Raw genomic sequence first — 12,143 nt, 5'->3', positions numbered from 1 at the left:
TTATTTCTATGGTGAAAGTTGCCCTCATAAGTGATACACATAGTAGTCTTCCCGAAAATGCAATCAATACTTTAGAGCAGGTAGATGAAATATGGCATGCGGGAGATGTTGGGGATCCAGAGGTTCTGGAATTGTTGCCAAAGAAGCCTTTGCTCAGGGTTGTATATGGTAATATTGATGACCATGAGCTTCAAAGGGAAATTCCCGAAGAACTTGTCTTTGAAAGTGGGGGCGTGAAAGTATTTATGATACATATTGGTGGTACGCCACCAAGGTATGCGAAAGGTGTGAAGGCTAAATTAAGATTACATCAACCAAACCTATTTATTTGTGGGCATTCACATATTTGCAAGGTATTGCACGACAAAGAGTTGAACGTCTTGTATATGAATCCTGGGGCTGTTGGGAATCATGGCTTTCATCAAATTAAAACCATGTTGACTTTTGATTTGGATAAAACCATCAAAAATCTAAAAGTTATAGAGCTAGGAAAAAGAGGGAGGATATAAAAAAACCCGATTATAATCGGGTTCCTTTATTATTTATTTACTTTTAGCAAATCCTTTTTTAATTTCTTCAACATCTACATTTTTGAGGACAGGCTGAGCACTCAATAATTTGATAGTTTGTACCCTGGCATTCTGTGCCTGTCTTTTTCTTCTTAATTTCCTTTTTAAAGTAGTAACAGCCATTGTATTGTTTGTTTTATTGTTCTCGCTTGAAATGATGGGCAAAGGTAAGTAAAATATTAAATAATCACATAAAATAATTAAAGAAGTTAAATTTGGCTTTCAAATTGCCTTGTGAATATCCTCCATATACTTTTAAATTTTTTAACTTTGGCCAAAATTCCAGAGAATGAGCAAACAAAAACCAGGTATACCTAAAGGAATGCGTGACTTCGGTCCAAAAGAAATGGCGCGCAGAAATTATATTTTTAATACCATTCAGGATACCTTCAAGTTGTATGGGTACCAACAGTTAGAGACCCCCACCATGGAGAATCTCAGTACTTTGACTGGTAAGTACGGCGATGAGGGAGATCAACTCTTGTTTAAGGTTCTTAACAGTGGTGAATTTCTAAAGAAAGTAGATGCCGATACTTTTAAAGCTGGTGAAAGTAAGGTGCTGCCCAGAATATCAGAAAAAGGATTGCGTTATGACCTAACTGTACCCTTTGCACGGTACGTGGTCATGAACCAAAACGAAATAACTTATCCTTTTAAACGTTTTCAAATGCAACCAGTTTGGAGAGCTGACCGTCCCCAAAAGGGCAGGTACAGAGAGTTCTACCAATGCGATGCAGACGTTGTGGGTACAGACAGTCTTATCTGTGAAACGGAAATTCTTTGTATGATAAAGCGGGTTTTTTCCCATTTTAAGCTTAATGACTATGACATTAAGATCAACAATAGGAAAATCCTTACAGGAATTGCTGAAGTAATTGGTGCTTCGGGCAAAGAGTCCGATCTATGTGTAGCGATTGATAAACTGGATAAGATCGGTTGGGAGAAGGTGAAAATTGAATTGCAAGAAAGGGGTTTTTCTGAAGATGCAATTGAAACCCTGTCGCCCATTATTGCTCAAAATGAGAACAAAAACGCCGATTGGCTATTGTTTTTAAAGAATTACCTGGCGAAAAGTGAAGTAGGATTAAAAGGAATTGCTGAACTTGAAGAGGTATTTGCCAATTTGAATAAGTTGGATGAAAACCAAAACCATGTAGTGTTTGATCCTGTTTTGGCCAGAGGCCTGTCTTATTATACAGGAGCCATATTCGAAGTAAAGGTAAATGGTGTAGGCATTGGTTCTGTTAGTGGAGGGGGAAGGTATGATGACTTAACAGGAGTTTTTGGACTTCCTGGCGTTTCAGGTGTTGGTTTTTCCTTCGGAGTCGATAGGCTTTATGATGTTTTGGAAGAGTTAAATAGGTTCCCTGATGATGAAGTTGAGCGGACGAAAATCATGTTGGCCTATTTTGGTGCTGAAGAAAAGGATGCTTGTTTGGGCATTTTAGCTGCTTTAAGAAGAGAGGGGATAGCTGCTGAAATTTATCCTGATTTAGTAAAAATTAAAAAACAATTCAACTATGCTGGCAAAAAGGGAATTCCTTTTGTAGGTGTTCTTGGATCGGATGAATTGAAAAACAAAACCATTAGTCTGAAAGACATGACAAGTGGAGAACAAGAAAGCCTGACATTGGAAAAGCTTATTGAAAAGATAAAGTAACCGTTAGGATAAAGGTGTCGTTAAAATGAGTCATAAGAAACGAGGTTGGTTTGATAATTGCGCCAGTGCCTTTAAAAGGATGGTACTTCGATTTTCAATTCCATGACTAAATTAAATTAATGAAAACAAATAATAGCGAAGGATATGTTTGACATGATGAATATAATGAACAAGGTGAAGGATGCTCAAGCCAAAATCAAAGCCACTCAAGCTGAACTGGTGCACCTACGTGCTGAAGGAGAAGTTGGCGCCGGTATGGTAAAAGTGGTCGTTAATGGAGAGCGTAGGGTGTTGGACATGGAGATAGACCCTAGTTTGATCAATGAGAAAGACAAGGATATGATGAAGGACCTAATCGTGGGTGCTACAAATAAGGCCCTTGAAAACATAGATGTCAAGATCAAAGAGAAAATGGGTAATGCAACTGCCGGAATGATGCCCAATATTCCAGGTATGGATTTTGGCAATATGGTTTAATGAAAGAGGCTGCTATTGTTATTTTAAATTACAATGGGGAAACCATGCTTCGGCAATACCTGCCCCAAGTGATCAACAATAGCATATTTGATATTGTAATCGTGGACAATGGGAGCAATGATGCTTCCCTGTCCTTTCTTAGAACTAATTTTCCTGAGATCAGGTTGGTTCTATTAAGTGAAAATCATGGTTATAGTAAAGGGTATAATCTTGGATTAGAAGCGTTAATAGGGGAGTATTCGTATTACTTACTGCTAAACTCTGATGTTGAAGTTACTGCCAATTGGGACCGGACTTTGGTCTCCTTTCTGACTGATAAACCCGATGTGGCGGCATGTCAACCCAAGGTTCTTTCTCTCGTTAAAAAAGGGTATTTTGACTACGCTGGAGCTGGGGGAGGCTTTCTGGATCATTTGGGATATCCCTATTGCAGGGGAAGAGTACTTCATGTATTAGAAGAAGATCAGGGGCAATACAATGATTCAATCGAATTGGATTGGGCTTCAGGCGCTTGTTTTTGCGTAAATGCATCAATTTTTCATCAGTTAGGTGGATTTAACCCTTATTATTTTTCGCACATGGAGGAAATAGACCTTTGTTGGCGAATGAGGAACGAAGGATACAAAATTCAATATTGTGGAGAATCAAGTGTTTTCCATTTAGGTGGTGGTACATTGAATCAAGTCAACCCATTTAAAACCTACCTCAATTTCAGAAATAGTCTTTACATGCTAAAAAGCAATCTGGAATTTAATAGTTTTATAAAAGTCTTCTGTATTAGGCTGGGAATGGATTTTGGCGCTTTGATGCATTTGTTGTTTACAAAAGGCTTTTCGCACAGTTGGGCTGTTGTCAGGGCTTATTCGGACTTTCTTTCTAAAAGAGAGGCCTTGCGCTACCGTAAGTTTAAAAAAGTAAAAGGTTTTAAATCAGCCAAACCGAGTCCCATTTATTCCATAATACTGTCCTATTATTTGAAAGGAAAGAAAAAATACAGGCAGTTAAATTAATCGAATAAAACTGGGTTATTCATTCTTCTTAAGTAAGTTCTTATTTTCATTAGCATCCCAAGACTTACATAAACAATAATGGGGGACCCCAATGTAATAAATGAACTGTATATAAAAAACAATCGAATGCTGTCAATAGGGAAATGAAGTTTTTCCCCTAATTTTGAGCAAACACCGAAGGCTCTTTCTTGGAAGAATAATTTTATATTTTCCATTGTTTTGACCATTTTAATGTTCTAAAATTCAAACATACAACAACTTATTGATAATAAATTGGTTAACCTATGAATGTGGTGAAAAAAATTATTGCTTTTTTTGTTTTAAGTACTACACTAGCAAGCTATTCATGCAACGTTGTACAAGTTAAAAAAAAAGCAGATAACCAAAAAATTTATTTGGAACCAAATGCACTAGAACGCCTTGGCGATTCAGTGAGATTTAATTTGATTGTAGCTTTACCAAATGCAATGCTTTTAAAGAATGAGACATACGTTTTGTCTCCCTATTTCAAATATGGCAATGAGACGTATACCTTTGAGAAAAAGATGCAGGTTAAAGGAGATACACTGGATGTTTATTCGGGAGTAAAACTGAAAAAAAGTTTCACTATGCCATTTGTAGCCGGCATGGAAAAAGGAGCCTTGTTTGCTCGAGGAGAGATCTTAAACAATCAATCTGTTTCTCAGCAGGAAACGGATGAAGTGCTAATTTCCCAAGGTATCATTACCACTGCTTCCCTTTCTCAAATCGGGCAGTACCGGGGGCAGGAGCAATACCCTGTATTAGGCTTGTGGGCAGAACCAAGCGAGCCAGAAACCATGGGTATGCTTTATGAAAATGATTGGGAGGATTTGGCGAAAATATTCACCACCTACAGCGGTATTCCCTTTACTGCAAAAGCACCATTTCTAGAAACCATTGAAGGGCCTGGTGACGGGACCTATAAAATGAATAAGATGAAAACACTTGCGCATTTTGCTCAGGTGGATCGAGATGTCTTTAAACGTTTCGAACGCTTAAATGCCCAATCCATGGAGGGCTTTGATGAGGTCTCTAATCTCCAACTTTCCATATTGGCGAGAAGTGTTCGCGCTGGTACAGTTCCCGCAGATACATTATCGGAGAAAGATTATATACGGGCATTAAATAGGGAGCCTGGCTGGACCGAAAAAGAAGCGCTTTTGAGGGCAATGGTGGAAGTCTATCCTAGTGCTTATGCCTATAATAACCTCGGGGTTGTTTTTACCAATAGAGCCAATAGGACTCAGAACACCAAAGATAGAAATCATTTGCTGGAAAATGCCCTCTTTGCTTTTAATAGGTCTAATGGGGTTTTTGAAAATCCGTATGCGACTTATAATCTAGGAATTGTCTTTTGGTTGTGGGAGGATAAATTCAGTGCCTATACCAGCTTCTATAGAGCCAATTCCCTTACCAATTCAGATAAGCTTACCAAGATCCACCAAGCAGCTCTTGGTGCTGTGTCCATTTTCAATGGGGATTATAGATTGGCAGTAATCCATCTAAATAAAGCTGAGCCAAACCCAACCAACCTTTTTAATCAGGGGCTAGCTAATGTTTTATCAGGTGATCATTATAATGCAACGATTCAATTCGAAAAAAGTGCCATACAAAACATGGGGAATGGCTTTCCTTTTTATGGATTGGCACTTATAGCGGCAAGAAATGGAGAAGAGGGCAAACTTTATGAAAACCTCAAAAAGGCAATTACACGAAACGACTTTTTGAGAGAGAGAGCTGTCAATGATTTTGAATTTGCAGCATTTCATAAAAAAGAAGGCTTCAAAGAGGTCATTAGATAAAAGAAATTAGTATAAAATGAAACAAATAATAGGTGTAGACATCGGAGGATCCCATATTAGTGCTGGGCTTCTGGACAACCAAAGCCTAAATATTCTGGATGAAAAGGTATCAAGGTTTCCTGTAGATTCTCATGGTTCCAAGGAGGAGATTCTGAATGCCTGGACAGAATGTATTAAATCTTTGGGACTAACTGAAGATACCTGCTTGGGGATCGCCATGCCCGCTCCGTTTAACTATGAGGAAGGCATTTCCTTGATTCTTGACCAAGGCAAATACCGTTCTCTTTATGAACTTAACCTCAAGGAAGAACTTTCCCCCCTTTTAGCTATACCCGTCGGTAATATTAAATTTATCAATGATGCTGCCGCTTTTTTACAAGGAGAAGCCTTTGTAGCAGGCTGGTCAAAGTCCGAAAGGTTAATGGGCGTAACTTTAGGCACTGGCTTGGGAGGCTCTTATAAGTTTGGAGAAATGGCAGAAGATGGTGCCTTTTGGTCAGTTCCTTTTAAAGGCGGCATTGCGGAAGACTTGATTAGCACCTCTTTTTTTGTAAAATGGGCCAAAGCCACACATGGCCTTGATGTAGATGGTTTGAAAACACTACTTTCCTATTCCGAATTGAGACCAGCAACTTTGAATGTATTGAAGGAGTTTGGCCAAAACCTGGCAGCGTTAATGCTAATGCAGATGGAAGGAAAAGCCATTGGTAAAGTCGTGATAGGTGGCAATATGGTGAAAGCGGCTGATTTGTTTTTACCCGAAGTAAAAAAGGTATTGCAGGACCATTCATCAAATCCAGAGATTTTTATAAGTAAGTTGGGCGAAAAGGCTGCGATGATAGGGGCAGCAAGTTTATTTGAAGGAAACTGAAAAATTATTTATTATCTTATAAGCGTTTTTAGAAAAGCAGGAGTTTTTAATACTTTGTTTAATTTATAGAATAGAATGAAAATAGAGAAAGATTTATCCAAAGCAGCTATTTTTAAGACGGTCGAAGAATGGTTGGCCGCCAGCGGATTGCAAATTGTAAATAAGGATGAAAGCCGACCTTGGGGAGGTTTTTTCGTTATCAATGAGAATCAAATAAGTGAATTTCGGGAAAAGTTTTTCCCTGAGGTCGACTTGTCTCCGGAGCAGCTGAAAAATAAATTAAGTCCTAAAATATTACTGGTTGGCCCAGACAAAAGATTGTCATGGCAATACCACCACAGAAGAGCTGAAATCTGGAAATTGGTAGCAGGTGAAGGTGGTCTAATTACCAGCGAGGATGATACCGAAGGCGAATTGAAAGCGATGAAAATAGGAGAGGTACAGCGTTTGAAACAAGGTGAGCGACATCGTTTGGTTGGAATGGGTAATTGGGGAGTTGTTGCGGAGATATGGATGCACACCGATCCCACCAAGCCTTCAGATGAAGAGGACATTGTCCGTGTTCAGGACGACTTTTCTAGAAAATAAAAATAAATAGTTTGGTCAATGAAGTGAAAACCAAGCCTCGAAACAATAGCAAAGCTATTTTGAAGGCTGAGACCATTCTTCTCATGATTTATGTCAATGACTTTTGGACGGGATAGCCCTTTCACAAAGGCTTTTATTTAATGCTGACAAATGTAGGGAGGCTGGGATTATCCGATGGGATTTTCCCAGCCTTTTTATTTTGCACTTGTCCTATTATTTCGTCGTACAATCTTAAAGCTTAAGGAAACAATATTGTCTGGTTTTTTGAGATTTGCCTGGATAGGAATTGTTAAGTCATTAATTTATCTTATAATTATTGTTCAAATTACTGGCTGGCTGGAACAAAGAGGGCCTTCGCCTAAAAATTTGACCCTTACTAATTGGCAAAAACATGAGAAATTTCAAGAGAACGGCATTGCTATTGGACATGTTATTTTTGTTTCAATCCGCATATCCACAGGAAATTGAGAAGGGTGATTTACCGGTAAGAGGTTTTGCCATAGCGGCTCCTCAATCGGCTGATGTCAATCGCTTTGTTGCTTTTATGGAGGAGGTATTGGTTCCAAGAGGTGTGAATGTGTTGATCCTAAGAGTGGATTATAATTATGCATTTAAAAGTCATCCAGAACTGAGAAATGAAGTGACTTTGTCTGAAGCAGATGTAAAGAAAATGGTGGCTGTTGCAAGGAAGCATGGGATTCAATTGGTGCCACAGATCAATCTTCTAGGACACCAATCCTGGGCTGGGTCTCTTGAGAATTTACTAAAGGTTTATCCTGAATTTGATGAGACACCGCACGTAGAAATACCCACAGACTACAAATGGCCAAATGAGGATGGCTTGTATTGTAAAAGCTATTGTCCCTTACATCCTGATGTGCATGCCGTTGTTTTTGACTTAGTGGATGAGATTGTGGAGGTATTCGAGACGGATGCTTTTCATGCTGGCATGGATGAGGTGTTTTATATTGCGGATGATAAATGCCCCAGATGCAGTGGTAGGGATGCCGCAGCGCTATTTGCTGGTGAGGTGAGTAAAATAAGAAACCACCTCTATGCACAAGGGAAAAGGCTTTGGATCTGGGGGGATAGGTTGATCGATGGTAAAACGACAGGCATAGGCATGTGGGAAGCAAGCATGAACAACACCCACAGGGCCATTGACATGATTCCAAAAGATGTGGTGATTTGTGATTGGCATTATGAAAGGCCTGATCAAACGCCGGTAATGTTTGCTATGAAGGGCTTCGATGTGATGAGTTGTGCCTGGAGGACTCCTGAGGTGGGGGTTCAGCAAGTCAAGGACATGTATAAGTGGAGGGCAACCCAAACTGAAGCCATGAAAGATCGATTTCAGGGCGTGATATTAACAGTATGGTCAGGTGCAGATGGATTTATCGATGGACTGGAAAATTACCTGGCTGCTGAAGACAAGGCTAAGGAAGAACAATCCCAACCCTGGGTGACATTTGTCCATATGTTTGATACAATAGAAAAGATTTCAACAAAGTAATGATATGACGAATACATTGGATTACGCTACTCAATCAAAAAGATACCAATCTTTGGATGTGCTAAGAGGTTTGACATTGGCATTGATGGTGATCGTAAATACCCCCGGAGATGGCAGCACTAGTTTTGGCCCTTTAACCCATGCCTCTTGGCACGGTTTAACGCTTACGGATTTGGTGTTTCCTTCCTTTTTATTTGTAGTCGGCAATGCCATGAGCTTCAGTCTCGGTAAATTTAAATTGAAGGAGCCTAAAGAATATTTCGGCAAAGTGTTTAAAAGAACCGCCTTGATTTTTATTATAGGTTTGTTGCTTACTGCCTTTCCTTATTTTAGAATTAATGATACGGGATTTGTTCTTTATGATTTCAGCAGTATAAGGATCCTAGGCGTATTGCAAAGAATAGCTTTGTGTTATGGTCTTGCGGCAACCCTGATCTATTTCCTAAGCCCGAAAAAAATTCTTATTACAAGTGGGGCAGTGTTGCTCCTGTATTGGCTTGTGATGTATTTTCTCGGTATCCCGGGTATGGATCCTTTTTCACTAGAAGGCAATGCGAGTGGCAGACTGGATTTGTGGCTGTTCTCTCCTGATAACCTTTACAAAATGGATGGCGTTGCCTTTGATCCAGAAGGCTTGTTAAGCACCTTTCCTGCCATGGTCAATGTATTATTAGGCTATTGGGTAGGCTTTCAAATCCAAAAAAGAGGAGGGAATATCGAAACCGTACTTTGGTTGGCCATGTTTTCTATAATAATACTTGTTGGCGGTTACTTATGGGATTATGGTTTCCCAATCAATAAAAAAATCTGGACCAGTTCCTTTACGCTTGTGACGGTAGGTTATTCCACCCTCACCTTAGCCCTGCTGATGTTTGTATTGGAAGTGCGATCCATTAAAGGCTGGGCTTATTTCTTTGAAGTCTTTGGCAAAAACCCCTTGGCCTTGTACATTCTTTCCGGCGTACTGGTAAGAACCTTGGGAATGATAAAAATCGAAGGCCAATCCATCCGTAACCTGGCCTATAAAACCCTTTTTGAACCAGTCTTCCCCGAAGGCTGGGCAAGTTTGTTGTTCTCCATCTCCTTTATGCTGCTTATATGGCTAATAGGTTGGTGGATGGATAAGAACCGCTGGTATGTGAAGGTTTAGGGGAATGGATGAGACCAGATGGGTGAATTCCTGACGTCCAGATTTGCGGATTCTTATAAGCCTTTAATTTCTCAATCCGGATAAATCAACCCTATCAAGGTCAAATACTCCTTGCCGCAAATCCCCCTTGGTCAAGGGGGTTGGGGGATTTTAATGAGAACAAAAAGCTATTGTAAATTGGTGTTTGCTTACCACGATCTGGTCCAAGTTTAGCGAAGCGTAACTTGGAGCCATAATGCTGAAAGTTTTCAACTTTCGATTATTAGCGTACAAGCTGCTATTATCGCCTAAATTGAAGGAGAACATCTCGTGTTAATGATTGGGCTAAAGCCCCAGATACGAGTAAATTACCGACATCCCCCAGCTAAAGCTGGAGGCTATTGAAAAATGGTTAACAAACGATTAAATATTTGATTCAATTTAACTTTTTAGGAATATTTTTGATTTTGTTGGTGTAGAAACAATTCAATAGGAATGGGCTTTAGCCCATTTAATGAGAACAATATCATTTCACCCGGTTTTAGCCAAAATTTGGAAGGAGAAAGAGTCATTAAAAACCAAACCTGGAAACCTTCCGGACCTGGTTTAAGTTTAGCGAAGCGTAACTTGGAGCCATAATGCTGAAAGTTTTCAACTTTCGATTATTAGCGTACAAGCTGCTATTATCGCCTAAATTGAAGGAGAACATCTCGTGTTAATGATTGGGCTAAAGCCCCAGATACGAGTAAATTACCGACATCCCCCAGCTAAAGCTGGAGGCTATTGAAAAATGGTTAACAAACGATTAAATATTTGATTCAATTTAACTTTTTAGGAATATTTTTGATTTTGTTGGTGTAGAAACAATTCAATAGGAATGGGCTTTAGCCCATTTAATGAGAACAATATCATTTCACCCGGTTTTAGCCAAAATTTGGAAGGAGAAAGAGTCATTAAAAACCAAACCTGGAAACCTTCCCGACCTGGTTTAAGTTTAGCTAAGCGTAACTTGGACCCACAGAAATTAGAGTTAGGAAGGTATAAGGGTAGGGTTCGAGGTACCCTCTGAAAGTATTATGATCCGGTCATCGTACCTTTTGTTTTTCGATCACATTAAAAAATCCCAGAGAAAAGGAAGTTATAATAAATATTAATATATAAAATTTAAATTTAACGGATCAACATTCTCCATACTATTTAATATGGACAATCATCCTTTAAAAAATTGATGAATGAATTTGCCAACTCTGAAGGTGACACTTAATTTTGTTAAACATCAGGAATGTGTAATAGATAATTATAGGCGAGTTTGTTCATTTGTTAGGTTTCACTGTGGCTATGAATTCTTTAATTTCATCTATATATTCAGGAATAGGAATTTTTTCAGTTTCTACTTTAGCAAATTTTTCAGCAATATGCTCGCCATATTTAGGATAATATTTGGCATAATTAGTTTCGAAGAGCTGGGTGTTGAAATCTAGAAAGTCGTACCAGATTTTTAAAGGACTCCCAATTTTCCTAAGTCCAACAGTTTCAATAAACCAGGCCCACACACACTCTACTATTACCTCAGGTTCATCATTATGATTTTTAATGTCTAATCCATTAATATCTGAAATTGCTTTCATATAATCAAATGGCTTGGTTTCCAGTATTAAAAATTCTTTACCAGCAAGATTTTTACTATAAGTTTTGGAGCCATAATCTAAACCAAGCTCAAATGGCATGTTCAGCCTGTAAAATTCATTGGACTTCGTAGATTGAAGCCTTGATAAATCATGAATACTGTATTTTGATTTCTTTATAAGCTCTAGAATTTTTTCAAGTCTTGGTTTGCCAGAATCAGATTTTTCTAAAGCAATTCTTGGGTTAAAATCAAAATAAGAAACAGTAAAAATCAGCGGTTTAAGGAGAGAAAAATATGCTTTATCAAATGGACAATTAATAAATACGTTTTTTGAAAACATTTGTTGATCCATTACCCTACTTTATCTTTAGGCGGAAACGGATCATTCCCATATGAATTTCTATTTTGTATTGTACCATCCTTTTTATGAATATACAGTTCTGTCTTTTCACTACGGCTTATTGACCTTCCATATTGGACTGCTTCGCTTTTTGTGTCAAAACTTTTAGAAGCTCTTGATGCCCCCGTTTTTTTAACAGCCCATCCATGACTTTTGGAAGGGACTACATGGTTTGATTTTCTGCTCATAAGGTTTGATGTCTATTCTTAACAAGTATACGAATAAAATTGCTTTTCGTTTGTGAATAAAATGTAAAATATATATCCGAAAGTACACGTTCAATATGATCTACTTATTAATTTTCTGACTCATATCTTCTGATTATTAATATCCACAACCCTACCTGTAGGGTTGTGTCTAGATTTCTTAGGTACGCTCAGCCACCGGTGTCGAATGTCTCAATTCCCCAGCTGAAGCTGAGGGCTATTTCTAATTCACGTTCTACTGCTCTGCGCAAAAGTTTATTCTATTCATAT

13 protein-coding genes are annotated in these 12,143 nt (G+C 38.6%); 9 read left to right on the top strand and 4 right to left on the bottom strand.

Annotated features, from left to right (window positions below):
- Window positions 1-8 precede the first annotated feature (8 nt).
- Window positions 9-509 carry a metallophosphoesterase family protein gene (locus AAC073_RS04880; RefSeq protein WP_339922878.1) on the top strand — a complete coding sequence of 167 codons (501 nt, stop codon included), beginning with the start codon at window positions 9-11 and terminating at the stop codon, window positions 507-509.
- A 33-nt stretch (window positions 510-542) separates the two neighbouring features.
- Here AAC073_RS04880 and AAC073_RS04875 read toward each other — a convergent pair whose 3' ends face one another.
- Window positions 543-692: a hypothetical protein gene (locus AAC073_RS04875; protein ID WP_339922722.1), complete on the bottom strand. Its 150-nt coding sequence runs from the start codon at window positions 690-692 to the stop codon at window positions 543-545.
- A 166-nt stretch (window positions 693-858) separates the two neighbouring features.
- On the opposite strand from AAC073_RS04875, the gene hisS reads away from it, so the two are divergent.
- The 3 genes from hisS to AAC073_RS04860 all read left to right on the top strand — a co-directional run bounded on the left by hisS (window position 859) and on the right by AAC073_RS04860 (window position 3,716).
- Entirely contained in the window at window positions 859-2,229 is a 1,371-nt protein-coding gene (hisS, locus tag AAC073_RS04870; protein WP_339922721.1) for a histidine--tRNA ligase, read from the top strand.
- Window positions 2,230-2,373: 144 nt separating this feature from the next.
- Window positions 2,374-2,706 (top strand): YbaB/EbfC family nucleoid-associated protein, encoded by a 333-nt coding sequence (locus AAC073_RS04865; RefSeq protein WP_339922720.1) that lies wholly within the window; start codon window positions 2,374-2,376, stop codon window positions 2,704-2,706.
- Entirely contained in the window at window positions 2,706-3,716 is a 1,011-nt protein-coding gene (locus AAC073_RS04860; protein ID WP_339922719.1) for a glycosyltransferase family 2 protein, read from the top strand. The genes AAC073_RS04865 and AAC073_RS04860 overlap by 1 nt, the downstream gene beginning before the upstream one ends.
- Here the strand turns inward: AAC073_RS04860 and AAC073_RS04855 are convergent.
- Window positions 3,713-3,931: a PspC family transcriptional regulator gene (locus tag AAC073_RS04855; RefSeq protein WP_339922718.1), complete on the bottom strand. Its 219-nt coding sequence runs from the start codon at window positions 3,929-3,931 to the stop codon at window positions 3,713-3,715. The two genes, AAC073_RS04860 and AAC073_RS04855, sit on opposite strands and share 4 nt — an antisense overlap.
- Before the next feature lie 78 nt (window positions 3,932-4,009).
- Between AAC073_RS04855 and AAC073_RS04850 the strand changes: the two genes are divergently transcribed.
- The 5 genes from AAC073_RS04850 to AAC073_RS04830 all read left to right on the top strand — a co-directional run bounded on the left by AAC073_RS04850 (window position 4,010) and on the right by AAC073_RS04830 (window position 9,661).
- The gene (locus AAC073_RS04850) at window positions 4,010-5,539 is read left to right on the top strand and encodes a hypothetical protein (RefSeq protein ID WP_339922717.1); all 1,530 of its coding nucleotides are present in this window, start codon (window positions 4,010-4,012) and stop codon (window positions 5,537-5,539) included.
- A 16-nt stretch (window positions 5,540-5,555) separates the two neighbouring features.
- Window positions 5,556-6,410, top strand: a complete 855-nt coding sequence (locus AAC073_RS04845) for an ROK family protein (RefSeq protein WP_339922716.1) — start codon at window positions 5,556-5,558, stop codon at window positions 6,408-6,410.
- A 75-nt stretch (window positions 6,411-6,485) separates the two neighbouring features.
- Entirely contained in the window at window positions 6,486-6,998 is a 513-nt protein-coding gene (locus tag AAC073_RS04840; RefSeq protein WP_339922715.1) for a phosphoheptose isomerase, read from the top strand.
- Between the two features lie 391 nt (window positions 6,999-7,389).
- Window positions 7,390-8,511 carry a family 20 glycosylhydrolase gene (locus AAC073_RS04835; RefSeq protein ID WP_339922714.1) on the top strand — a complete coding sequence of 374 codons (1,122 nt, stop codon included), beginning with the start codon at window positions 7,390-7,392 and terminating at the stop codon, window positions 8,509-8,511.
- Between the two features lie 4 nt (window positions 8,512-8,515).
- Complete coding sequence (locus tag AAC073_RS04830) at window positions 8,516-9,661, top strand: heparan-alpha-glucosaminide N-acetyltransferase domain-containing protein (protein WP_339922713.1); 1,146 nt, start codon at window positions 8,516-8,518, stop codon at window positions 9,659-9,661.
- A gap of 1,292 nt (window positions 9,662-10,953) precedes the next feature.
- Here the strand turns inward: AAC073_RS04830 and AAC073_RS04825 are convergent.
- Together AAC073_RS04825 and AAC073_RS04820 are read right to left on the bottom strand one after the other, a co-directional pair.
- Window positions 10,954-11,607, bottom strand: coding sequence for a hypothetical protein (locus AAC073_RS04825; protein WP_339922712.1), 654 nt, complete (start codon window positions 11,605-11,607; stop codon window positions 10,954-10,956).
- Window positions 11,608-11,618: 11 nt separating this feature from the next.
- Entirely contained in the window at window positions 11,619-11,855 is a 237-nt protein-coding gene (locus AAC073_RS04820; protein ID WP_339922711.1) for a DUF2188 domain-containing protein, read from the bottom strand.
- Between the last annotated feature and the right edge of the window lie 288 nt (window positions 11,856-12,143).

Source organism: uncultured Cyclobacterium sp. (assembly GCF_963977555.1).
Lineage (GTDB): Bacteria > Bacteroidota > Bacteroidia > Cytophagales > Cyclobacteriaceae > Cyclobacterium.
The sequence above is the reverse complement of the archived record's forward strand: the minus strand, read 5'-3'. Positions and strand labels throughout refer to the sequence as shown.